22 protein-coding genes are annotated in these 23,894 nt (G+C 64.1%); 11 read left to right on the forward strand and 11 right to left on the reverse strand.

The annotated features are described in order from the left end of the window. The first annotated feature begins 467 nt into the window (after positions 1-467). A complete protein-coding gene (locus tag LO787_RS22875; protein ID WP_232493276.1) occupies positions 468-788 on the forward strand; it encodes a hypothetical protein in 321 nt (106 codons plus the stop codon). Positions 789-1,005: 217 nt separating this feature from the next. On the opposite strand, the gene LO787_RS22880 is transcribed toward LO787_RS22875, so the two are convergent. Together LO787_RS22880 and LO787_RS22885 are read right to left on the reverse strand one after the other, a co-directional pair. After that, complete coding sequence (locus LO787_RS22880) at positions 1,006-1,749, reverse strand: alpha/beta hydrolase family protein (RefSeq protein ID WP_232493277.1); 744 nt, start codon at positions 1,747-1,749, stop codon at positions 1,006-1,008. Next, positions 1,746-3,131, reverse strand: coding sequence for a DUF3182 family protein (locus tag LO787_RS22885; RefSeq protein ID WP_338045437.1), 1,386 nt, complete (start codon positions 3,129-3,131; stop codon positions 1,746-1,748). The genes LO787_RS22880 and LO787_RS22885 overlap by 4 nt, the downstream gene beginning before the upstream one ends. On the opposite strand from LO787_RS22885, the gene LO787_RS22890 reads away from it, so the two are divergent. Genes LO787_RS22890 through LO787_RS22900 form a run of 3 tightly spaced genes read left to right on the forward strand, consistent with a single transcriptional unit; the run spans position 3,090 to position 6,042 of the window. Then, complete coding sequence (locus tag LO787_RS22890) at positions 3,090-5,231, forward strand: catalase (RefSeq protein WP_232493279.1); 2,142 nt, start codon at positions 3,090-3,092, stop codon at positions 5,229-5,231. The genes LO787_RS22885 and LO787_RS22890 overlap by 42 nt on opposite strands. Then, complete coding sequence (locus tag LO787_RS22895; protein WP_232493280.1) at positions 5,231-5,794, forward strand: ankyrin repeat domain-containing protein; 564 nt, start codon at positions 5,231-5,233, stop codon at positions 5,792-5,794. The genes LO787_RS22890 and LO787_RS22895 overlap by 1 nt, the downstream gene beginning before the upstream one ends. After that, a complete protein-coding gene (locus tag LO787_RS22900; RefSeq protein WP_232493281.1) occupies positions 5,791-6,042 on the forward strand; it encodes a hypothetical protein in 252 nt (83 codons plus the stop codon). Before LO787_RS22895 ends, LO787_RS22900 begins: the two co-directional genes overlap by 4 nt. A 54-nt stretch (positions 6,043-6,096) precedes the next feature. Here the strand turns inward: LO787_RS22900 and LO787_RS22905 are convergent, their stop codons facing one another. Beyond that, a complete protein-coding gene (locus LO787_RS22905; protein ID WP_232493282.1) occupies positions 6,097-6,525 on the reverse strand; it encodes a DUF3597 domain-containing protein in 429 nt (142 codons plus the stop codon). A 146-nt stretch (positions 6,526-6,671) separates the two neighbouring features. Between LO787_RS22905 and LO787_RS22910 the strand changes: the two genes are divergently transcribed. After that, complete coding sequence (locus LO787_RS22910) at positions 6,672-7,235, forward strand: DUF4142 domain-containing protein (RefSeq protein WP_232496399.1); 564 nt, start codon at positions 6,672-6,674, stop codon at positions 7,233-7,235. A gap of 41 nt (positions 7,236-7,276) precedes the next feature. After that, positions 7,277-8,170 carry an SDR family oxidoreductase gene (locus tag LO787_RS22915; RefSeq protein ID WP_232493283.1) on the forward strand — a complete coding sequence of 298 codons (894 nt, stop codon included), beginning with the start codon at positions 7,277-7,279 and terminating at the stop codon, positions 8,168-8,170. Between the two features lie 602 nt (positions 8,171-8,772). On the opposite strand, the gene dapA is transcribed toward LO787_RS22915, so the two are convergent. After that, a complete protein-coding gene (dapA, locus tag LO787_RS22920) occupies positions 8,773-9,672 on the reverse strand; it encodes a 4-hydroxy-tetrahydrodipicolinate synthase (protein ID WP_232493284.1) in 900 nt (299 codons plus the stop codon). Between the two features lie 260 nt (positions 9,673-9,932). Here dapA and LO787_RS22925 point away from each other — a divergent pair, with 260 nt between their 5' ends. The 4 genes from LO787_RS22925 to lysA all read left to right on the forward strand — a co-directional run bounded on the left by LO787_RS22925 (position 9,933) and on the right by lysA (position 12,344). Then, positions 9,933-10,202 (forward strand): hypothetical protein, encoded by a 270-nt coding sequence (locus LO787_RS22925; RefSeq protein ID WP_232493285.1) that lies wholly within the window; start codon positions 9,933-9,935, stop codon positions 10,200-10,202. A gap of 17 nt (positions 10,203-10,219) precedes the next feature. Continuing rightward, complete coding sequence (locus tag LO787_RS22930) at positions 10,220-10,717, forward strand: methyltransferase domain-containing protein (RefSeq protein WP_232493286.1); 498 nt, start codon at positions 10,220-10,222, stop codon at positions 10,715-10,717. Then, on the forward strand, positions 10,714-10,983 hold the full coding sequence (locus LO787_RS22935; protein ID WP_232493287.1) for a hypothetical protein: 270 nt from the start codon (positions 10,714-10,716) through the stop codon (positions 10,981-10,983). Before LO787_RS22930 ends, LO787_RS22935 begins: the two co-directional genes overlap by 4 nt. 71 nt (positions 10,984-11,054) lie before the next feature. After that, the gene (gene lysA / locus LO787_RS22940) at positions 11,055-12,344 is read left to right on the forward strand and encodes a diaminopimelate decarboxylase (RefSeq protein WP_232493288.1); all 1,290 of its coding nucleotides are present in this window, start codon (positions 11,055-11,057) and stop codon (positions 12,342-12,344) included. Positions 12,345-12,466: 122 nt separating this feature from the next. On the opposite strand, the gene LO787_RS22945 is transcribed toward lysA, so the two are convergent. Then, a complete protein-coding gene (locus tag LO787_RS22945; RefSeq protein WP_232493289.1) occupies positions 12,467-13,288 on the reverse strand; it encodes a TorF family putative porin in 822 nt (273 codons plus the stop codon). A 264-nt stretch (positions 13,289-13,552) separates the two neighbouring features. Next, entirely contained in the window at positions 13,553-13,891 is a 339-nt protein-coding gene (locus tag LO787_RS22950) for a hypothetical protein (RefSeq protein ID WP_232493290.1), read from the reverse strand. A gap of 221 nt (positions 13,892-14,112) precedes the next feature. Here LO787_RS22950 and LO787_RS22955 point away from each other — a divergent pair, with 221 nt between their 5' ends. Then, positions 14,113-16,035, forward strand: coding sequence for a potassium transporter Kup (locus LO787_RS22955; protein ID WP_420847772.1), 1,923 nt, complete (start codon positions 14,113-14,115; stop codon positions 16,033-16,035). Between the two features lie 9 nt (positions 16,036-16,044). Here the strand turns inward: LO787_RS22955 and LO787_RS22960 are convergent, their stop codons facing one another. The 5 genes from LO787_RS22960 to kdpA form a co-directional block, all read right to left on the reverse strand. Then, a complete protein-coding gene (locus LO787_RS22960) occupies positions 16,045-16,740 on the reverse strand; it encodes a response regulator (protein WP_232493291.1) in 696 nt (231 codons plus the stop codon). After that, positions 16,737-19,298 (reverse strand): sensor histidine kinase, encoded by a 2,562-nt coding sequence (locus LO787_RS22965; RefSeq protein WP_232496401.1) that lies wholly within the window; start codon positions 19,296-19,298, stop codon positions 16,737-16,739. The genes LO787_RS22960 and LO787_RS22965 overlap by 4 nt, the downstream gene beginning before the upstream one ends. 125 nt (positions 19,299-19,423) lie before the next feature. Continuing rightward, on the reverse strand, positions 19,424-20,014 hold the full coding sequence (gene kdpC / locus LO787_RS22970; RefSeq protein WP_232493292.1) for a potassium-transporting ATPase subunit KdpC: 591 nt from the start codon (positions 20,012-20,014) through the stop codon (positions 19,424-19,426). 121 nt (positions 20,015-20,135) lie between these two features. Further along, positions 20,136-22,172 (reverse strand): potassium-transporting ATPase subunit KdpB, encoded by a 2,037-nt coding sequence (gene kdpB, locus LO787_RS22975; RefSeq protein WP_232493293.1) that lies wholly within the window; start codon positions 22,170-22,172, stop codon positions 20,136-20,138. 12 nt (positions 22,173-22,184) lie between these two features. Next, positions 22,185-23,888 carry a potassium-transporting ATPase subunit KdpA gene (kdpA, locus tag LO787_RS22980; protein ID WP_232493294.1) on the reverse strand — a complete coding sequence of 568 codons (1,704 nt, stop codon included), beginning with the start codon at positions 23,886-23,888 and terminating at the stop codon, positions 22,185-22,187. Positions 23,889-23,894: the final 6 nt, after the last annotated feature.

The raw sequence follows: 23,894 nt of genomic DNA on the forward strand, positions 1-23,894 counted from the left end.
CGAGTGGGCACGAGAGCCTCAGCGATCCAAGTCTCAAGCACAGGAATAGCCCGGTCGATATCAGGTCAACCCTCGCATCGCTGCAGATGTCTGGTGAACGGCTTCGTCGGCCGGCAAAGGCTCCGCGAGGCCCCGAGGTCAGGATCCGCTAGGAATGGTTGTCGGAGCCGACCTCGGCGTCCCTGTTTCCAGCGATTTTCCTTGGCGTGATCGAAAGGCGTCAGCCAGAATCACCCGTAGCGCAGGCGGTGGCTTTCAAGTGTCCTGACGGTCAGAGAGAGTGCATGTGCCATTTCGTGATGCCAACCGCCATGCGGTAGGCGACGCACGGCGCAATGAGCCGCGCACACGATTGGCGTTGCGGCCGACTCGTGGTCCAGATCGCGGACCCAGCTGGCAAAATCATCGGCCGCGCCGGGACGTTATTGCAGTACCTTGCCAAGCATCGGATGAAACCGCAGGCGTGATTGGGGGAAGACGCGGCCAAGTGGGCCGGGCGCCGCCAGCACTACAAGCGTATCGTCGACGTGGACGATGCCGCTCTGGCGGTGGCGAACAAGAACGGAGCCGGCATGAACGCGATCATCGCCGGACACCAGATCGAGCCCTGCGGGGACCGAGAAACCCAGTTCGCTGAACCGGGTCTGCGTTGCGGCGTCCTCGATCGCTTCTTCCTCCCATGGCAACTCGGGTACGTGCGCCCGGTGCCGCCTCGTACCGTAAAGCCGTGCGTGCGGCGCCAGTTCGTGGGCGGCTTTGCAATCCAGCGGAAGCGCCTTCGTTCCTAAGAGCGACTACGGGCGGGACAAAGTCCGGCCACCACCGGATGGACCGATTGCGACGGCTGCGAGCCTTACCGGGATTTTCCGGGACGGGAGGATGCAGCGATGTCAAGGGCGACCAACTGGCCCGCAGCGCTACAGCTTTCTGCGACGGACCGGATAATGTCGCCAATTCGTGGCACGGACAGGTAGATGTCGGAGGCGCGGCGGCGCGTGTCTCTCCTTATCGTGTCCTGCGCCCCCCGCGGACCATCTCCTCGATCCAGGTCAAAAGCAGATCATTGTAGGCTTTGCGACAGGCTTCGTCGCGCAGGGCGTGATCCGCGCCCTTGAGAATGCGGTAGCTTAGAGAGTTGCTGCGCTGGAATGCCGAAATGAACGAACTGATGGCGGGATGCGGGACGTAGTCGTCATGTTGGGATTCGACGATCAGCACATCACCTCCGAACGTTTCGCATGCGGCAAGCGCCTTGTCCTGGTAGCCGGTTCTGAAGTGACTGCGATAGCGCACAATCTCGTCGCGCGGGAGCAGGGCCTTGGGGATCTCCCAGTGCTCGTCTGGGTAAAGTGCCGGCACTCTCAGCGCGAGCCATGAGACGGGGCGCTGCACGGTGAGCAGCGCGGCAAGGTAGCCGCCATAACTCGTCCCCACGACTGCGATCGCAGACGGGTCGACCTCCTTTTGAGCTGCAAGGAAATCGTAGGCGGCGAGTGCATCGGCCAGACCATCGGAGCGCGTCACGCTCTCCCGTTCGCCGTCGTCGCGGGCATGTCCGCGCAAATCGAAGGTGAAGCAGATGCAACCCAGTTGCGCGATTTCGTCCGCACGTACGAGATCCTGTTCCTGCGATCCGCCCCAACCGTGAATGAACAGGACGCCCGGAATCAGTTTGGCGGGGGACAGCAGGGTTCCGTCCAACTGCTTGCCATCGACCGTAATCGCCACTGGCTTGCGCGCGTCGCTCATCGTTTCTCCGCATACTTTGTCAGCGGACCGACCGCAGGGTCGATGCCGCTGAAGTAAATTGTCGCTCCGTTCGGAGCACCGGCAGCCTCACCGTAGATCTCGACAGTGGCTGTCTGCGCATGTGCGAGTGACGAATCTGCGTCAAAGGCTTCGAACGCCGCAATCTCGGCTCCGCTCGCACCCCCCACACGCCAGCTCTGTTCGAGCACGCCCGTCTTGCGCAAACCTTGCGCATCTCGTCCGGCGGCAACATCGTAGTTGCGACGGGACGCAATCGTTCCGGGATAAGCGGCAAAAACCGCCGCGTCGTAATGCCTGGCCTTGCCGATGACTTGGGCAAGCTCTGGCTCCAGATTCAATGCCTCGAGTTCTTCCCACCCGCCTCGCACACAGCGCAGATGCGATCCGCCATAGACCTCTTGTCCGCTGTTGTCGCGTGTTAGGCGTTGGGTACCCCAGTAGGCAATCGAGCGACCGAACAGCCGGACTACCCCGACGCTGTAGGTTTCGACGTCCTCGAGGTCTTCCTCGAGCACCAGTCCCGCCCGCTCGAGCACCAGGGCATCGCACCGGTCCAAGGCCGCGTCGAGGGTCTCGACATTGCGAACCACCTCCTGCCCTCGTCCCGATGTCGCTTCCACATCCTTGAGCCGAACCGGACCGCGTTCCAGCAGGCGCCGGCCAGCGATCCGCGCATCCGCGTGCGAAAAAACCGAATAACCGCGCAATACCGCTTCATCCAGCTCTACACACAGACCGGCAGACCAATGCTGCGGGCATATTGCATTCTCGAACGGCAGGCCATGACTGACGATCTTGGTGGCTACGAAGGCGAATGGCACGGCGCCGCCCAGAAGCTGTGACTCGGACTCAATGCCCCAGGCCCGCGCGTCCTCGATCGAAAGAGTATCGTCCGGGATAAGGAAAGATCCGGCGCGGGGCGGCCCGTTCCGCTCGATGACTTCTCCTCCGGACAGGCTAGCGACACGCTGGGCGAGAACCGAGCGCGACGCGGCGTCGTGCAGATTCCTGAGGTTCTCGCCGGCATGGCTGTCACCGAGGGTCAGGATCGAAGGCCGTGCGTTCATTCCCCATGCCCTTTGCTTGTGCGGCTTTGCTGAGCCAGATCTTCTGCTGGGAAAATCGCAACGAGCCGGTCCTGTTCCTCGAACCATCAGGATTGGACGAGCCTCGAGCTTTCCGTGGGACGAAATCGCGTTGACCCAAGTTAAGATGGGCAGCTCGCCGGAAACTCGAACCGGGCGCTGCTGTTTTGCCTCAGGCTCTTCGCACGCGAAGGGCATTCCATGGACTAGACACAACAGCACTGGAGCACAGGAATGGCGAAGACGATCGGCAAGGACACCGGTGCACAGTCGCATGCCGCCGAATTCAAGACGGATGTCGGCGCCGGCGGTGAACTTCACCAGATAGCGTCCGGCAGCGACGACATACTTACCACTCAGCAGGGTGTGCCGGTCGCGGACGACCAGAACAGTCTGCGCCTCGGCGATCGCGGACCGACGCTTCTCGAAGATTTTCATCTCCGGGAGAAAATCTTCCATTTCGACCACGAACGCATACCCGAGCGGGTCGTCCACGCCCGAGGCTTTGGTGCGCACGGTACGTTCACGCTGGACGAGAGCCTGGACAAATACACCGTTGCAAAGGTTCTCACCGAAGTTGGCGAGAGGACGCCGATGTTCGTGCGCTTCTCCACCGTGGCGGGCAACAAGGGCTCGTCCGATCTTGCGCGCGACGTCCGCGGCTTCGCTGCCAAGTTCTACACCAAGGAAGGCAACTGGGACATCGTGGGCAACAACATCCCGGTGTTCTTCATCCAGGATGCGATCAAGTTCCCCGATCTGATCCACGCCGCCAAACAGGAGCCTGACCGCGGGTTCCCGCAGGCGCAGACCGCCCACGACAATTTCTGGGACTTCATCGGCCTGACCCCGGAATCCATGCATATGATCATGTGGGCCATGTCGGATCGCGCGATCCCGCGCTCGTTCCGCTTCATGGAAGGCTTCGGCGTCCACACGTTCCGGCTGATCGACGCAGAGGGTAAAGGCACTTACGTCAAGTTCCACTTCAAGCCGAAGATGGGTTTGCAGTCGGTGATGTGGAACGAGGCGGTAAAGATCAACGGCGCGGATCCCGATTTCCATCGCCGCGACCTGTGGGATGCCATCACCGCGGGTACACCGCCGGAATGGGATCTGGGCGTGCAGTTGTTCGACGACGCGTTCGCCGACAGCTTCGAGTTCGACGTGCTCGATCCCACCAAGATCATCCCCGAGGAGCAGGTGCCCGTCCGTCGCATCGGCAGCTTCGTGCTCGACCGCGTGGTCGACAACTTCTTCGCCGAGACCGAGCAGGTCGCCTTCTGCACCCAGAACGTGGTCCCGGGCATCGGCTTCACCAATGATCCGCTGCTGCAGGGTCGCAACTTCTCGTATCTCGACACCCAGCTCAAGCGTCTCGGCAGCACCAATTTCACGCATCTGCCGGTCAACGCACCCAAGGTGCCGGTGCGCAACTTTCAGCAGGACGGCCATATGGCCATGCGCAATCCCACCGGGCGGGTAAACTACGAGCCGAACTCGTGGGGGGGGCCGCGCGCGGCTCCCACAGGCGGGTATCGCCACTTCGCGGCCGAGGAGACGGGCCGCAAGGCACAGGTCCGTGCCGCTACGTTTGCCGACCATTACAGTCAGGCGCGCCAGTTCTTCATCAGCCAGACCCCGATCGAACAGAAGCACATCGGTGATGCCCTTGTGTTCGAGCTATCCAAGTGCGAACGCGTGGACCTGCGCGAGCGCATCGTCTCCCACTTGCGCAATATCGACGAGACGCTCGCCACGGTTGTCGCGGGCGGTCTTGGCCTGCCCAAGCTTCCGAAGGCATTCGCGGCGCCGGTGCCGACGCGAACCGACCTTGCGCCGTCCGATGCGCTGAGCATCGTCAAGCAGGGCCCGGACAGCTTCGCAGGCCGCAAGCTCGGCATCCTCGTCACCGACGAGGCGCCGGCGGCGATAGTCAAGGCACTGGTGTCAGCGGTTGAGAAGCTGCCTGCCGTCTACGAGATCGTCACGCCCAGGGTCGCAGGCGCCACTCTCGATGACGGCACGGTGATCGAGGGAAAGCAGAAGATCGATGGCGCGCCGTCGGTTCTCTATGACGCGGTGGCGCTGGTGGTCTCCGACGACGGCGCCACCATGCTGGCGAAGGACAAGACCGCAAAGGACTTCGTCAATGACGCCTTCGCACACGGCAAGTTCATCGCCTATACGCCGCAAGCGCTGCCGCTTATGGAACGCGCCGGCATCGCTCCCGAAGACCACGACGAGGGCCTGGTTGCTCTCGACAAGGCAGCCGCGGCGAAAGGCTTCCTCGATACCTGTTCCGCTCTTCGCCTGTGGGACCGGGAATTGAAGGTCGATCTCGACGCGGCGGCATTTCTGGAAGCGAGCAAGTGATGGCTGCGTTCGATGCGGAAACGCGAGAGCGGCGCCATGACGGGGCGCCGCTGCCTCCTGCCGAGCGAATCCAGGAGCTGCTTTTCGAGGCCGCGAGGCTTGGCCGCGACGATGTCATTCCGGCGCTTTTACAGGCCGGGGCAGACATCGAGGGGTGCGATGGGCGGGGACATTCCCCACTCGTGCTTGCCAGCTACCACGGGCACGAGAGCACCACTGCCCTGCTCCTGAGCTTCGGCGCACGGCCCGATGGGCGTGACGATCCAACCGGTAGCGGCAGCGCGTTGATGGGTGTCGCCTTCAAGGGCAACTGTGCAATCGCGCAAATGCTTCTGGAAGCTGGGGCAGACCCGCAGCATCGCAATGCGGCAGGACAGACGGCGCTGATGATGGCCGCTCTGTTCGACCGGCGCCCCATCGTCACGCTCCTGCTGGAAGCAGGCGCTGAACTTGCCGCGCAGGATGCTGCAGGCAACGACGCGGCTTCGGTAGCGCAGGCGCAGGGTAATGAGGAGTTGGCAAAGCTTCTGAGGCCCATCGTCCAGAACGGAGAACAGGCATGAATGACAAAGAACCAGGCACGCCCGGCCAAGCAAATCGCGCGCTTAGCGCCCGCGAGGAGTTCGGCGAGGAGCTTCTCAATCCAGGCATGAATTCGCACGGTAAGACGGGAGCCGGGGCAGGCGCCATCCCGCCCAGTGAAGCGGAGGCGGATGCGGCGACAAGCCGCGAGGGCGTCCAGGCCGGCATCCAGCGGGACGATATCCATAAAACCGAGGACGACAATCCCGCAACCGCGCGCAATCGATGATCGGGCGGTGGCGGCGCGTCTGAGGCGCCGCCACCACAGTGACTTCGCTAAGGGTCAGCCGCGCAGGCTGTCCGGCACGATGCCGCCGTTGCTCGCCAGCTTGTCCATGACCGCACGGTGCAGGGCGATGTTCTGCTCGGCAGTACCGTCCGCCCCGGCGTGGACGCCCAGTTCCTGCGCGAGCTCCTTGCGTGCCGCAAGGCTGGAATCGAGGTCCAGTAGCTTGAGGAGATCGACGATCGACGTACGGTAATTGCCGCCATGGTCTGCCTTCATCGCAGCCATCGCCTCAAGCACCGCGCCCACATCCACTGCCGGCTGCGCCGCTGCAGCTGGCGCCGCAGGCGCAGATGCTGGCGGTGGGGGCGCTGCGGAAGCAGGCGTCGGCGCTGCCTTTGGCGCGTTCATTCCCGATTTCGGATCGGGCGTCTTGTCGGGCCCGTGGTGGAAGATCTTGTTCAGGATATTTCCGAAAATACTCATGCCTCTCTCCTCGACAGTGGCGCGGCGGATATCGCGATGGTGAGCCCCTGCAACGCGCCAGCCTGCCGATGGTTGATCGGAACGCTCTGGCAGTACCGAACGTTCAGCTTTCATTCCCCACCATTCAACGCGGAGCAAAGATCGTGATGAAGCACAGTACGCTTTTGGCAGCATCCCTTGCCGTCGCCAGCCTCACCGCCTGCAACAGCAAGAAGACCGAGCCCGCCGCCGACATGACCACTGCTGCGCCTGCGGACAATGTCGATGCGACGACTGCGACGCAGTCGGAAAGTCCCGGGCAGGTCTTCGCCGACCTCGCTGCGGCCAGCGACATGTTCGAGATCGAATCATCTAAGCTCGCCCCGGAAAAGGCAGGGTCCGCCAAGGTGAAGGCTTTCGCCGAGCAGATGGTGAAGGCCCACACGGATTCGACCGCCAAGTTGACGGCGGCGGCCGCCAAGGCGACGCCCCCGATCACCCCTGCCCCAACCCTCACCGCGGCGCAACAGACGCAGCTTGACGATCTCAAGTCGAAGTCCGGCACAGCCTTCGACGAAGCCTACGCCAAGGCACAGGTCGCGGCCCATCAGGCCACGCTCGATGCCCTGAAGGGCTATTCGGCGGGTGGCGACGAGCCAGCGCTCAAGACGTTCGCAGGCGATCTCATTCCCGCTGTCACCGCCCATCTGAACATGGCCAAGGGCTTGTGACGCACGCGCTCGACGCGCCAATTTTGACGACAGGAGAGATTATGGCCGACCGGCTCACGATGCAGGATCCTCGCAGCCAATACCCGAAGCCACCGTTTCCCGAGCAGCCGCAGCCGAGGCCCGGCATTGCCGGAAAGCTCGAGCCGAAGCCCGATCATGGCGAAACAAGCTATGTCGGTGCCGGAAAGCTGACGGGACGAAAGGCGCTCGTAACCGGCGGGGATTCCGGCATCGGGCGCGCCGCCGCGATAGCCTATGCGCGCGAAGGCGCGGACGTTGCCATCGCCTATCTCCCTAGCGAGGAGGAAGATGCACGCGAGGTCATCGCTCTGATTGAGGCCGAAGGACGCAAGGCGGTGGCGCTGCCTGGCGACGTGAGCGAGGAAAGCTGGAGCCGCCAGCTCGTGACTGAAGCGGTGGACGGGCTTGGAGGGATCGACATCCTCGTCATCAACGCCGGACGCCAGCAGTTTCGTGAGGACGTCAGCGAGGTCACTTCTCAGGACTTCGACAAGACGCTCAAGACCAACCTCTATGCCCTGCACTGGATCACGCAGGCGGCCGTCCCGCACCTGCCGGCAGGCGCATCCGTCATAACCACTGCCTCGGTGCAGGCCTACGAGCCTTCGGACATCCTGCTCGATTACGCGACCACCAAAGCAGGTATCGTCGCCTATACCAAGGCACTGGCGAAGCAGCTAATGGAAAATGGCATTCGCGCCAACGTCGTTGCACCGGGGCCGTTCTGGACGGTGCTTCAGGCCAGCGGCGGGCAACCGCAGCATAAGGTGGCCCACTTCGGCGAGCACAGCCGGTTCGGTCGCCCCGGCCAGCCTGTGGAGATCGCTCCCGTCTATGTCCTGCTCGCCTCGCAGGAAGGCAGTTACATCACCGGCGAAGTCTTTGGCGTGACCGGCGGCGCGGGAATCGCCTGACGGCAGCTCGCAACGCTGCAACACCGCGCAGCGACCGCGCGCACCCCGGACGGTCTGGGCTTCCTCTCGATTCCGTCCTTGATGCCGCTTTGGAACGTCGACTTGAAGCGAGCGATCAAGATGCCGCGCCTCACGCTCCCAGCTTCCGACCTCTAACCGCAGTGAACCCGATCAGGGTGCGCGGCCATGGGAACCTGAGAGTCGCGTTTCTCATCTTTTGAGCATGAAGCGAGAGATCAATGTCGGCAATGGGGCGTCTGCCGGCCGGCAGGGAATCTCTTTTGTCGGCGATGCCCCAAATCGAAGGCGACGGGCAGCTATCCGCCGATCTGAGCCGGGTGAGCCGCCTTTCCGCAATCGGCCAATCGTCGCCATCCAAGACGATGAACACATTCGCAACGCCTCATAACAGCGCAAAATATGCACCACTCGCCAAAAAAGTTCAAATCGTCCTAGAACTGCCCCCTGCAACCCAAAATCTTTAGGTGATTTTGCCGGTACGAACGACATTTTAAAGAACTTTCTCTTTTATTATCATGGATATAGATTACATCTCTTCATCCTGCCGCCCCAGCCAGCATTTCATCCCAACCCGCGCATCGTCACAAGGCGAACACCGGCGTTGAACGCGTCGTCAGTTCCAGCGCGAAGTCTATCAGCGCCTTCGATTCCGCGCTGACCTCAAGCACTGGCAGCCGCGATCTGGCGCTGTACCCGGCGCGTACCCGCGACATCGCATACTTCAGCGGCCCGGGCGAAGGTTCCGTGAACAGGGCCTTGTGCAGCGGGACCATGCAGTCGTGCAAATCCAGAGCGTACCGGAAATCGCCCTTTCGACAGGCCTCCTGAAAGTCCGCGCTGAGGCCGGGGATGACGTTGGCGGTCACCGATATGCAGCCACGCCCGCCCGAGGCCATGAACCCCAGCGCCGTCTCGTCATTGCCCGAGAGTTGGCAGAACCCCGAACCGCATGTCTCCCGCTGGGTCGAGACGCGGGCGATGGAGCCGGTCGCGTCCTTTACGGCGACGAAGATCTGCGGATAGGCGGCAACGAGTTCGCCCATCGTCTCGGGAAGAATATCGACGCCGGTGCGCGCGGGCACGTTGTAGAGCACGATCGGCAGTCCGCCGTGCAGCGCCAGCTCCTCGAAATGGGCGACGATGCCTTTCTGGTCCGGTCGCACATAGTACGGCGCCATCACCATCGCAGCGGCGACTCCGGCATCGCGCGCGCGCCTGATGTGGTCGAGCGTGGTCGCGGTGTTGGGGGTGCCGCACCCGGCGATGACCGGAACGCGGCCATTCGCTTCGGACACGCAGATATCGAGGACGCGCCGATACTCGGCATCCATCAGACTGGTCGCCTCCCCGGTGGTGCCGCAGGCGACGACCCCGGACGAACCCTCCTCGATCAACCAGCCCAGATGATCGCGAAGCGCCGCTTCGTCGATGCCTCCGCTGCGAAAGGGCGTAGGCAAGGCGGGAAGGGAACCCGAGAACATGGCGGCATCTCCGAACGATCGTTGAACCGCAAAAATACGAAGACGGGTATATGAATTCGAGATCGACAAAGTCCGCATCGCATATGTTTTTCATAGTATTTTCACGAAACTCCACTCCGGAGCGAGCATCGCAATTTCTATGAAAATTCAATTTTCCGCCAATCGCGTCCGTCTGGAATTCATACGTTCAACTCTTTAATTCTGCCACATCGGCCACGCATCTGCGCGCCGAATATACAGGTAGATTCAAGGAGCTTTTCGTGATCGAATCTTCCAGCAATCCGGAGCCTGACCGACGCGGGTCGATACTCTACGTCGGACAGGATCGCGCCGGTCACTGGCTTGTCCAGGAGAACCATGGGCTTCTCGAAGGACGTTTCATTTCCCGTCACGCCGCCTGGCGCTTCGCGCGTGACGAAGTTCACGCCTTTCCCGGCGCGGCCATCGTCTTCACTACCGAAGCGATCGTTCCTTCCATCCCGTTCGAGCCTGCGCCGACCCAAATCGGCGCCCTCGACCGTGCGGCCTGAGGGGAGCGGTGAAGCCCATGCACTATTCCCTTTCCCTCCCCACCGTCCCGCCATGGCCCATCGTCTCGATCACCGGCGCGGCGGCGCAACATGACGCCGAACGGGATCCCCGCTGGCATTCGCTCGTCACACGGCTGAAGTCGCTGCGCCGACACAAGCGCAGGGCGGTGCGGATCGTCGATGTGAACTGCGGCGACGGCACGCTGCTGATCCAGGCCGTGAGGCTGGCCCGTAGCCTCGGGTTTCTCGCCATCGAAGCGCTCGGCGTCGATAGCGATGCCGATCACATCGATGACGCTCGGGACCGCGCGCGCATGCTGAAGGACACTGCGGTCGGCCTCGATTTTCAGGTCGCCGAGGCATTCGCCCAGTTGCAGGTGGAGGCGGACTTCCCCGCCGACATCATCCTCTACGATGCCTCTGCCCGCGCACCCAAGGCTCTCCGCGATGCCGCTGCCCGGGCAGGCGATCTCGCGCTTCGTCGCGAGCCCTTGTCCTGGGAGCACCGCGCATGACCCGCCGGGATATCTTCTGGCGCGCGCTGGGCATCACCTTTCTGGTCGGCGGAACATGCGGCGAGCTTCTGGCGCCCGGCGACGGAGGCGGCATGAGAGGCATGCTCACGCTGCTATTCCTGGCCGTGACCTTGTTCGGCCTCGTGCTGCTCGTGCAGGGCAAGAAGGTCGCGCTGGTGCTGCGTATCGAGAACAGCCGCCATCGAATGCTTCCCGAACTCATCCGATCACGACGACGCGAACGTCGCGCCAAACGTCGATCCTGAACCACGAGGGGGCAAGGCGCAAAGGCGCGTTGCCCCCTCGTCCCCATTACCTGTCTGTCAGGACATCCGAGATGAACCCTTTTCACCACGAGGGCGGGCTGCTTCATGCCGAAGCGGTCCCGCTGACGTCGATTGCGGACGCTGTCGGCACGCCGGCCTATGTCTATTCTGCCGGGGCGCTGCGTGCCGCAGCCCGCAGATTTCGAACGGCGCTGGCCGCAGTCCCTCGCAAGCAACTGGCCTTCGCAGTCAAGGCGAACCCGAACCACGCGGTCCTGCGCCTGCTGGCGGAAGAAGGATACGGCGCCGACATCGTATCCGGCGGTGAGCTTGCCGCAGCGCTCGATGCCGGAATGGCACCCGGTTCGATCATCTATTCGGGCACCGGGAAAACTCGGACGGAGCTGATTGCCGCTCTCGATGCCGGAACGGGACAATTCAACCTCGAACTCGAAGCCGAGGCGCACCTCCTGTCGAGCCTCGCGATGGAACGGCAAATACGTGCTCCGGCGGTGCTGCGGGTCAACCCCGACATCGATGCGCGGACCCACGCGAAGATCACCACCGGGCGCGCGGCAAGCAAGTTCGGCGTGCCCATCCACGCGGCGATCGACATGTACGATCGCCTGGCGACGCTCGGCGGCCTCGATCTGCGCGGAATCGCCGTGCATATCGGCAGCCAGATCGTCGATCTCGCCCCGCTCGAATCCGCCTACCTGCGCGTAGGAGAGCTGGTGCAGGCGTTGCGACTGCGCGGCCATTCCATCACTCACGTCGACCTCGGCGGCGGCCTTGGTGTCTCGTACCGTCCAAGCCAGCCGGGCGCAGATGTCGAAGCTTACGGGGCCATGGTGGCACGCATCACGCGCGACTGGAACGTCACCCTGATGTTCGAGCCGGGGCGGTTCATCGCCGCCGAGGCGGGTGCGCTGCTCACCCGGGTGATCTGGACCAAGCCGGGCACGGAACGCCCCTTCGTGATCGTCGATGCGGCGATGAACGATCTGATGCGACCGGCGCTCTATGACGCCTGGCACGAGTTCGCCGCCGTGAGCCCCTCGGGAGAGCGCATGATCGCCGACATAGTCGGCCCCGTCTGCGAAACCGGCGACACGTTCGCCCGCGCGAGGGAGATCGACCGCGTCGAGGCCGGAGACTTGTGCGTGTTCCACACGACCGGCGCCTACGGTGCGACGATGGCCTCGACCTACAACAACCGCGCCCTTCCCCCCGAGGTCATGGTCGACGGCGATCGCTTCGCCGTCATCGCCGAACGGCTGGAAGCGAGCGCCATAGCCCGGCGTCGCTCGGTTTCCCGGCCGATATTCGTCACGGCTGACGCGATACCGGTCGACGCTTGATAAACTTCCAGGCGGAACGAGAAGAAGGCCCGGCAACCAGAGCGGTTGCCGGGCCTTCTTCATATCGTCTTCACCCGAAAAAAGGGCGCGGCCTCCTGCACAGGCCGCGCCCTCCCCCGTTGTCAGAACGCGGCCGTCAGGGAAGCGATGACGGCGGCATCTGCAATGGAACCGCGACCGTCCTGGCCCTTGCTGAAGTTGGGCTGGAGGCGCGCAGCCTCGGCAGACGTGATGTCGGTATCGACGTAGGACACGTTGAAGGTCAGGTTGCGCCAGGTGGCGTCCATGCCCAGCGACCAATCCCAGTAGGTGCCGGTCGGTGCCACGCTGGTGCCGTTCGGGCCAAGGCCCGGGTTGCCGTCGGAATAGCCGATGTGCGCCTTGGCGGTCAGCGGTGTCCCGGCGATGGCAAGCGCGCCGTCACCCCAGAGATAGAGGTTGTCGTCCTTCTGCCCGTGGCTGTTCGGCGCGTTGGAGACGTTGGCGAGCGCATACTGCTTGGGCGCATAGGCGACACCTGCGGTCAGCGTCGCCGGGCCGGTGGTGCCCGAAAGCTTGACGTAGGGCTCCGCGAAGTCGGTATCGTCGGCACCGCCCGGATACATGTACCAGGTCAGGCCCACATCGAGCGTGGTGCTGTCGCTGAGCTTGGCCTTGTAGCCACCGATCAGGTCCAGTTCCATATTGCCGCCGCCGAAAGCGCCCCAGCCCGCAAGGTTAGAAGCCCAGGTGCCGACATAGACGCCGCTCTCATGGCTCAGGGTCAGCCCCCCCTGCACCGCCATTTCCTTGTCGGACTGAGAAACGCCGCGAAAGCGATAGTCGGAAGCGATGGTTGCCGAACCGGCGATGGTGACGGCGCTGGGCGCTTCTTCTTGCGCATAGGCGGCGCTCAGCGGCGCGAAGCCGGCAAGCAGGGCGGCAAAGGTGGCAATGGTCTTCATATTGTCCTCTTGGGTGATCCAGCCCGGTCGGGTGGAGCGTTTCGAGGCCGCCCAAGTAGATCGGAACCGCATTTGATATCGAGAGTGGCGTCACGCTAAACGCATAGAAATTGCGTAGTTTTTCTATGCTACCTGCGCTTGTTCCGGACGCACGAAATCATCGACTTCTCGCAGTCGCAAAGAAGTCGCGCGATTTCCGTTCTGGAAGATTGGTCGGCGTGCCAAGCGCTCTACAGCAACCCGATCACGCCCTGCGCATGGATTTCAGCGAGCGACCGACTGCTCGGCATCGATGCGCGCAGCATGATCCCGATGAAGCAGGACATCGAACTGCCGCGGCTCGATCAACGCCCCCGACCAGTGCCCCGGAAGCGGAACCTGCTTCCACAGGCCGGGACCGACGAACAGCAGCGCATTGCCAATGACGAGAAGCAGGACGAACACGGCGCAAAGCGCGAGTTCGGTCAGACTGGCCTGCGCGGGGGGATGGGCATGGACCCGTCCGTAGAGGGCGCTCCCGGCCAGCCACGCGAGCGACAGGATGGCCAGGCCACCAAAGCGCAGGCCCAATTGGGCTGCCAGAGTTTCATGCCAACGAACCATGTCGAACCTCCCTCGGGAGGCACTCCAACTACGCAGCTTCGCATAGCAATTCGAGATTGGAACCAATGTCTTGGCATTGAGATTCCATAGGATCGGGCGAATTTCATCGCCTCGGGCAAGCAATCATATGCCGATCATATGTCGATCGCGGTTTACCGCTATGGAGATCAAATGCACATCCGTGGCATGGCTGCACGGCAGGGCCAACCCAGAGGCATGACTTGAGCAGCGACCAGACGATCCCGTCCCCCGGACATGGCGCGGTGCCCACGCAGCATGGCGGTGCGCATCACGGTAAGCTGTCGACGCTGGCTCTGGGAGCGTTGGGCGTCGTGTTCGGCGATATCGGCACATCGCCGCTCTATGCGCTGAAGGAAAGCTTCGTCGGGCATCACCCGCTGGTGGTGGACCCGGCCCATATCTTCGGCGTGCTGTCGCTGATCTTCTGGACGATGACACTGATCGTCACGGTCAAGTACGTCTTCATCGTCATGCGTGCCGATAACGAAGGCGAAGGCGGATCGATGGCGCTGCTGGCGCTGATCGGACGGCGGCTCGGGGAAACGCGCTGGACTCCGCTAATCGCAATGCTCGGCGTGACCGCGACCGCGCTATTCTATGGCGATGCCATCATTACCCCGGCAATCTCCGTGCTGTCCGCAGTCGAAGGTCTCACCGTCGTCGAGAGTTCACTGGGCGAGCTGGTCCTGCCCATCGCGATCGTGATCCTGCTGGGCTTGTTCCTCATCCAGAAGCACGGAACCGAACGGGTCGGCACCTTCTTCGGCCCGATCATGGCCGTGTACTTTCTCGTGCTCGCGGTCCTCGGCGTGACGAACGTCATCGTCCACCCGGAGATCATCGGCATCGTCAATCCCTGGTGGGCCTATCATTTCTTCGCGCTAGATCCCAAGCTGGCGTTCCTCGCGCTGGGATCGGTGGTGCTGGCGGTTACCGGAGCCGAGGCACTCTACGCGGACATGGGGCACTTCGGGCGCAAGGCGATCAGCATCGCGTGGCTCTACGCTGCCCTGCCCTGCCTCATGCTCAACTACATGGGACAGGGCGCGCTGCTGCTCGACCATCCCGAGGCTGCGAGCAATCCGTTCTTCCTGCTGGCCCCGGAATGGGCGCGGCTGCCGCTGGTGATCCTCGCCACCCTGGCGACGATCATCGCCAGTCAGGCCGTGATATCAGGCGCATTCTCGATCACCCGACAGGCCGTTCAACTCGGCTTCCTGCCGCGCTTGCGTATCCTGCACACCAGCCCATCGGCGGAGGGACAGGTCTACGTCCCGATCGTCAACTGGGCGCTGCTCGCCTTCGTCATCCTGCTGGTGCTGTCGTTCCGCAGTTCCAGCAGCCTCGCGGCGGCATACGGCATCGCGGTCACCGGCACGATGGTCATCACGGCCTGCATGCTCGGCGTGCTGACGTTCAGCGTATGGCGCTGGCCGCCGCTGGTTGCCGGATGCGTCACCGGCCTGTTCCTGGTAATCGACGGCGCCTACTTCCTCTCCAACGCGACGAAAATCCCCGATGGCGGCTGGTTCCCGTTGCTGGTGGCCGCGATCGTCTTCGTGATGCTCACAACCTGGTCGACGGGGCGCAAGATCATGCGCCACTATCTCGCCGTGGGCGCCATCGATCTGGACCTTTTCATCAAGTCCACCGCAAGCTCGGTGCGGCGCGTGGCGGGGACATCGGTGTTTCTCTCCTCGACCAGCGACGGCGTGCCGCCGGCGCTGCTGCACAACGTCAAGCATAACAAGGTGCTGCACGAACGCGTCGTCATCCTGACGGTAGTGACCGAAGCGGTACCGCTGATGCCTGAGGACCAGCGTATCACCATCGCCGACCACGGCTCCAGCTTCTACCGCATGCGCCTGCGCCACGGCTTCCTCGAGGATGTCGACATCCCCGCCTCGCTCAAGACCGTCACCACCTGCGGCAAGCCGTTCGGGATGATGGACACCAGCTACTTCCTGAGCCGCCAGACGCTGATCGCCTCGGAAAAGCCCGGCATGGCGATCTGGCGCGAGAAGCTGTTCGCCTGGATGATCCGCAACGCGGCGACGCCGATGGAATTCTTCAACCTGCCCACCAACCGGGTGGTCGAACTGGGCTCGCAGGTGGAAATCTGATCCGAGCGGTCAGTCCGTCGACACCCGCAGGCGGTAGCCGATCCCGATCTCGTTGCCGATGATCTGCGGCCGCTGCGGATCGTCCTCAAGCTTCTGCCGCAAGGTGCGCACAAGAACGCGCAGATACTCGATGTGCCGCTCGTTATCGAGCGGCCATACCTGCGCCATGATCTGATCGTGCGTGATGACCCGCCCGGGATACTGCGCGAGCTGTGCTACCACCGCGTATTCCTTGGGCGTCAGGTGCACTTCCTTGCCGGCCTTCGTGATCCGGCGTTCCAGCAGGTCGATCGTGACATTGCCCGCAGTCACCGCGGGCACTCCGCCCCCGCGCGTCATGCGGTTGCGCAGCGCGACGCGCACGCGCGCCAGCAACTCGTCGGTGTCGAACGGCTTGGTCAGGTAGTCGTCGGCACCGAGATCCAGCGCCGCCACCTTCTCCTCGGTCGCATCGCGGGCAGAGACGATGATGAGCGTCGCATCGCTCTCCTTCTTGACCAGCGGGACCAGTTCCAGCCCGTCGCGATCCGGCAGGCCCAGGTCGAGCAGCACCACTTCGGGGCGCTCTTCCCGCATCCGGTCGAGCGTATCGCGGGCATTGCCGGCCTCTATCGTCGCATAGTCGGCGCGGACCAGGGCCGCCTGGATCAGGCGACGGATATGCGGCTCGTCATCGACGATCAGCACCTTGTGGCGGGGTTTCATGCCATGTCCTCGTTGTCGAGATGCCGGATAATCAGCCTCTCGGGAATGCGGATGGTGAAGCAGGCCCCCCTTCGCCCGCCATCCAGTGTGTCCTCATTGTTCGATGCCTCCACCGACAGCCCCATGGCCTCGGCGAAGCCCTTGACGATGGCGAGGCCAAGCCCGGTGCCGTGGCGCACGCGGTCGGAGCCCTCCAGCCGGGTGAAAGTCTCGAACACGCGTTTTTCCTGCCCCGGCGGAATGCCCGGTCCCTGATCGATTACCGAAAGCCGCAGCGCATCGGGCGCGCGACGGCACCGCACCAGGATCGGCGTGTCGGGATCGCCATAGCGCCCGGCGTTATCGAGAAGGTTGATGAGGCAGTGATGCAGCAGCACCGGGTCGAGCCGCACCAGCGGAATATCGGGCGCGATGTCGAGGTCGATCTCCCGCCCGTGCAGCGCCGCCCGTGTATCGTGGACGGCCCCGGCGACGGCGTCGAACAGGTCGGTCGCCTCGGGCTTCATCGGCAGCGCGCCCGCCTCCACCCGCGCCATGTCGAGCAGGTTGGCGACGAAGCGGTTGAGGCGCTGCGCCTCGGTCTCGACCGTTTCGGCGAGTTCGGCCGAAGGGTGACGCTTCATCTCCTGCGCGGCGGTCAGGATCGTGGTGAGCGGTGTACGCAGGTCATGACTGACCGAGGACAGCAATGCCGAACGCAGGCGGTCGCGCTCACCCACCTGTTGGGCGGCCATGTTCTCCTCTTCCAGCGCCATGCGGTCGAAGGCGATCGAGGCCTGGTCGAGCAGGCTCATGAGCAGCGGCACCTGATCCGAACGCACCGGATCGCCCGCGTCCTCGCGCGCGACGCCAAGCACGCCCAGCACTCCGCGCGTGGTCTGCAGCGGATGGAACAGCCAATCGGAGGCCGTGAGCGTCGCCGAGCCACGCCCGGCGGGCTGTTCGTTGTCGATGGCCCACTGCGCGGCGGCGATCTCGATCTGGTCGAGCCGATCCTCCGGCGGATAAGCCGCACGCAGGTCGGGTCCGGCTTCGGACGGCAGCAGCAGCACCGTGCGCACATCGAGAAGCCGCGCCACTTCCGCGCAGATCGCCTGCATTAGTTCCTCGCGCGTCGCCGAAGCCGTGAGCTGGCGCGAAAAGCTGGCGAGCGCGGCGTTCTGCCGCGCGCTCGATCCCGCGAGGTCGGCCTGCGTGCGCACGCGCGCAGCGAACTGGCTGGTGACGATGGCGACGCCCAGCAGCACGAGGATCGAGATCACGTTCTCGGGATTACTGACGGTCAGCGTACCGGTCGGCGGCAGGAAGAAGAAATTGTAGGCAAGACTGGACGCCAGCCCGGCAAACAGCCCCGCGCGCAACCCGAACGTGGCGGCAGCGAACATCACGGGCACGAGGAACAGCAGCGCAATGTTGCCCAGATCTAGCGCCTCCAGCAGCAGGCGGCCGAGCACCGTCATGCCGGTCACCATAAGCAGCGAGAAGAAATAATCCGCAGGCTTGCCCCAGAGCCCCCGACGTTGCTGTCGCCGCGTCTGTTTCGGACCATCTTCGGCGGGAAGGACATGGACGGCAACATCGCCGATCGTGCGCACCAGACGGTCCACCACCGAACCGTGGCGCGCCTCGAACCACCAGGAACGGTCCGACTTACCGATGACCACCTGCGTCGCCCTCGCCTCGCGCGCGAAGCTACGCAGGCCAGCGACCACATCCACGGCGGGGATGCTCGCCGTTGCTGCACCGAGACGTGAGGCGAGCGCCAGCGTATCCGCCAGCTGGCGGCGATCCTCGTCGGTGAAGGTCTGGTCCCGCCGCGTCTCGATGTGGACTGCGGTCCAGGGCGCCCTTAGCGCATCTGCGAGGCGCTTGCCTGCCCGCACCAGTCCGGCCGCATGCGCATGTTCGCTGACGGCGACGACGATGCGTTCCCCGACGGCAAAACTGCCCGCCAGCGCGTTGGCGCGGACATGCTCCAGCATCTGCGCATCGACGGCCTGTGCGGCACGGCGCAGCGCCAGTTCGCGCAGCGCAGTGAGGTTCGTCTTGGAGAAGAAGTGCCCGAGCGCACGCGTCGCTTCGTGCGGGATGTAGACCTTGCCGTCCTTGAGTCGCTCTATCAGTTCATCGGGCGGGATATCGACGACTTCGATCTCGGCCTGTTCGAGAATGGAGTCCGGCACCGTCTCGCGCACGCGCACGCGGGTGAAGGACGCCACGACATCGTTGAGGCTTTCGACATGCTGGATGTTCAGCGTCGAATAGACGTCGATCCCCGCGTCGAGCAGTTCCTCGACATCCTGATAGCGCTTGGGATGCCGGCTGCCGGGCGCGTTGGTGTGGGCGAGCTCGTCCACCAGCGCCAGTTGGGGATGCCGTGCGAGGATGGCGTCGATGTCCATCTCGCCAAGGCTGTGCCCCTTGTGATCGACTTCGCGGCGCGAGATGATCTCATGCCCGTGAACGAGCGCCTCGGTTTCACGGCGACCGTGCGTCTCGACAACGCCGACCACCACGTCGATGCCCGCCTCATGGCGCTGGCGTCCCTCGGTCAACATTTCCCATGTCTTGCCGACGCCCGGCGCGGCGCCGAGAAATACCTTGAGGCGGCCACGGCCCTCCTGCGCGGCGGCGCGCAGGAGGGCTTCGGGTGAGGGTCGGTCGGAGTCGGTCGCGCGGTCAGTCACTGGGTGGGCTTAGCGCCGAGACCGTCGAGTCGTCGATTGAGTTCGAACACGTTGACGCGGGGCTCGCCGATGAAGCCCAGCAGCGGCTGCTCTACGCTTCCCGCGACAAGGCGGCGCAGCGCCTCGGGCTCGACGTTGCGCACGCGTGCGATGCGGTCGACCTGATAGAACGCGGCCTCAGGCGTGATGTTCGGGTCGAGACCCGAGCCCGAGGTGGTGACGAGGTCGGCAGGGATCGCCTTGTTCGGTTCGGCCGCTTTCATGTTGGCGACCTGCTCCTTCTCGCGATCATGCAGCACCTGCGACGTCGGGCCGAGGTTGGAGCCCGAAGATGCAAGGCCGCTGTAGCCGTCGCCCGCAGCGGAAAGGCGGGTGTTGAAGTAGCGCTCCGAAGTGAAGGCCTGCCCGATCACGGTCGAGCCGACGACCTTGCCGTTGTCCATGACGAGGCTGCCGTTCGCCTGGCTCGGGAACACGGCCTGACCGATCCCGGTCATAGCCAGCGGATAGGCCACGCCGAGCAGGACCGCGAAGAGGCCCGTCATGACGATGGCCGGGCGAAGTGAAGATGTGATGTCGTTGTTCATTGTGTGTCTCCTGTGAGACTTGCTTGGTCTTCGGGGGCTTCGACAAGCTCAGCCTGAGCGGGTCGAGAGGATCACTCCCTCCCTCGCTCACCCTGAGCCTGTCGAAGGGTCAGGCGCTACTTCACGCCAGTCCCAGGCCGTTGACGGCCATGTCGATGAGCTTGATGCCGATGAACGGCGCGATCAGGCCGCCGAGGCCGTAGACGGCAAGGTTGCGCGCCAGCAGCGGACCTGCCCCCATCGGCTTGTACGTCACGCCCTTGAGCGCGAGCGGCACCAGCAGCGGGATGATGATCGCGTTGAAGATGATCGCGGACAGGATCGCGCTCTGCGGGCTGGACAGCCCCATCACGTTGAGCACGCCGAGGCCCGGGTAGAGCGCCACGAACATCGCGGGAATGATCGCGAAGTACTTGGCCACGTCGTTCGCGACCGAGAAGGTCGTCAGCGCGCCGCGAGTCATCAGCAGCTGCTTGCCGAGGCCGACGACCTCGATCAGCTTGGTCGGATCGCTGTCGAGATCGACCATGTTGCCCGCTTCACGGGCCGCCTGCGTGCCGGTGTTCATCGCGACGCCGACGTCGGCCTGCGCCAGCGCAGGAGCGTCGTTGGTGCCGTCACCGCACATCGCGACGAGGCGGCCGCCCTGCTGTTCCTTGCGGATCAGCGCCAGCTTGTCCTCGGGAGTGGCTTCCGCAAGGAAGTCGTCCACGCCCGATTCCGCCGCGATCGAGGCCGCGGTGAGCGGGTTGTCGCCGGTGATCATCACCGTGCGGATGCCCATGGCGCGCAGTTCGCCGAAGCGTTCGCGGATGCCTGCCTTGACGATATCCTTGAGGAAGATCGCGCCCAGCAGGCGACCGTCCACCGCGACCGCAAGCGGCGTGCCACCCATGCGGCCGATCTCGTCAGTAATACGGCGCAGCTCAGTGGCGGCAGCGGTCATGCCCGCGCCGGGGTTGGCGTGGAGGATCGCCTGGACCGCGCCTTTCTGGATGATCCGCCCATCGGTGTTCACGCCTGAGATGCGGGTCTGCGCGGTGAACGGGATGATCTCCGCGCCCTGGGGCAGTTCGGTCGCGGTCTGGCCGAACTTCTCGCGCGCTAGAACGACGATCGAGCGGCCTTCGGGCGTCTCGTCGGCAAGACTGGCGACCAGCGCGGCTTCCGCCAGTTCATTGGCGTCCACGCCGGAGACCGGGCGGAACTCGGTCGCCTGACGGTCGCCGATGGTGATCGTGCCGGTCTTGTCGAGCAGCAGCACATCGACGTCGCCCGCCGCCTCGACCGCGCGGCCCGACTTGGCGAGCACGTTGAAGCGCACCAGTCGGTCCATGCCGGCGATGCCGATGGCCGAGAGCAGCGCCGCGATGGTCGTCGGGATCAGGGTGATGAGCAGCGCGGCCAGGATCGACACCGGCACCGAGCCGCCCGCATAGCTGGCGAAGCCCGGAATGGTAGCGACGGCGATCAGGAAGATGATCGTCAGACCCACGAGGAGAAGCGTCAGCGCGATCTCGTTGGGGGTCTTCTGACGCTCGGCGCCCTCGACGAGCGCGATCATGCGGTCGAGGAAGCCTTGCCCCGGATTAACGGTGACGCGCACGCGGATCTCGTCCGAGATGACGCGGGTGCCCGCCGTCACGGCGGAGCGGTCGCCGCCCGCCTCGCGGATGACGGGAGCGGATTCGCCGGTGATCGCGGCTTCGTTGACCGAGGCGACGCCGGAGATGACTTCGCCGTCCGAAGGGATGAGGTCGCCAGTCTGCACCAGCACGACGTCACCCTTCCTGAGCTGGCTGGCGGGCACGCTGTCGTAGCGCGAACCGTCACCCTTGAGGCGCTTGGCGGTGAGTTCCGCCTTGGTGGCACGCAGCGAGGCGGCCTGCGCCTTGCCACGGCCTTCGGCCAGAGCTTCGGCGAAGGTGCCGAACAGCACCGTCAGCCACAGCCACAGCACGAGCTGGATCTTGAAGCCGGCGGCGAGGCCGTCGTTGCCCACGATCAGCAGCACGGTGAGCAGCACCGCGACGACCGCCGTGGTGAACATTACCGGGTTGCGGATCAGTTCCTTGGGATTGAGTTTGCGGAAGGCATCCCCGATCGCCGGAACGATCAGGTCTGCAGTGAACAGGGATTTGTTTTCGGACCGAGCCATGTGCAAGGTTCCTTAGAAAAGCTGGCCACGGATCATCGCGAGATGATCGGCGATGGGACCAAGCGCGAGGCTGGGCAGGAAGGTCAGGCCGCCGACGATCAGCACGATGCCGATCAGCAGGCCCGTCCACAGCAGGCCCGTAGTCGGGAAGCTGCCTGCGGTCGCCGGGGTGTACTTCTTGGCGGCAAGACTGCCCGCGATCGCCAGCATCGGGATGATGACGAAGAAGCGGCCGAGCCACATGGCGACGCCCAGCATGCCGTTGTAATAGGGCGTGCCCGCAGTCAGACCTGCGAAGGCCGAACCGTTGTTGCCGACAGCGCTGGTGAAGCCGTAGAGGATTTCGGAGAAACCGTGCGGTCCCTTGTTGAGCGGGCCTGCAAGGCCAGCTTCGAGCACCGACGAGATCGCCGTTCCACCCAGGATGATGAGCGGCAGCACCGCGATAGCGAGCACGGCCAGCTTGACCTCGCGGCTCTCGATCTTCTTGCCGACGTACTCAGGGGTACGGCCGACCATCAGGCCCGCGACGAACACGGCGAGGATGGCGAACAGCAGGAAGCCGTAGATGCCCGCGCCGACGCCGCCGATGACGACTTCGCCCAGCTGGATGTTGAACAGCGGGATCATGCCGCCGAGTGCCGTGAAGCTGTCATGCATCGCGTTGACCGCGCCGCACGAAGCCGCCGTGGTGATGACCGAGAACAGCGCCGAGGCGACGATACCGAAACGGACTTCCTTGCCCTCCATGTTGCCGCCGGCGACGCCGAGACTGTGGAGGATCGGGTTGCCGGTGGCTTCCTGCCAGTAGACGATACCGACGCCGATGAGGAAGATCGTCATCATCGCGGCGAGGATCGCCCAGCCCTGGCGGGTGTTGCCGACCGCCTTGCCGAAACACCAGGTCAGGCCCGTGCCGATGATGAAGATCGACAGCATCTGGACGAGGTTGGTCAGCGCGCTCGGGTTCTCGAACGGGTGCGCGGAGTTGGCGTTGAAGAAGCCGCCACCGTTGGTGCCCAGCATCTTGATCGCTTCCTGCGAAGCGACGGGGCCGAGCGCGAGCGTCTGCTTCACGCCTTCGAGCGTCGAGACGTCGACCGATGCGGCAAGCGTCTGCGGCACCCCGCTGGCGATCAGGTACACCGTGTAAATCACGCAGATCGGCAGCAGCAGATAGAGCGTGACGCGGGTCATGTCGGCCCAGAAATTGCCGATGCCCGTGGCGCTGCGACGCGCGAAACCGCGGAAGAACGCGAAGGCGAGCGCGATGCCGGTCGCGGCCGATAGGAAGTTGTGGATCGTGAGGCCGAGCATCTGCGACAGGTTGCTCATCGCCGCCTCGCCCGAATACCACTGCCAGTTGGTGTTGGTGGTGAAGCTGACGGCGGTGTTGAACGCACCGTCCGCGCCGATGCCGTCATAGCCGAGGCCATTGAGCGGCAGCAGGCCCTGCGCGCGCAGCAGCACATACGTCAGTAGCAGCAGCGCCGCATTGAACATCAGCATGTGCACCGCGTAACGGCGCCAGGACTGTTCCTCATCCGGATTGATGCCCGAGAGCTTGTAGAACCCGCGCTCAACCGGGCCGAGCACGACGTGAAGCGGCGTGCGACGCCCTTCGTAGAGCGCGTGGAGCCACACGCCCATGGGCTTGGTGAGCGCCAGCAGGATGCCGACGAAGGCCGCGATCAGCAGCCATCCCTGGAATGTCATGGGAAG

Source organism: Novosphingobium kaempferiae (genome assembly GCF_021227995.1).
GTDB classification, from domain to species: domain Bacteria; phylum Pseudomonadota; class Alphaproteobacteria; order Sphingomonadales; family Sphingomonadaceae; genus Novosphingobium; species Novosphingobium kaempferiae.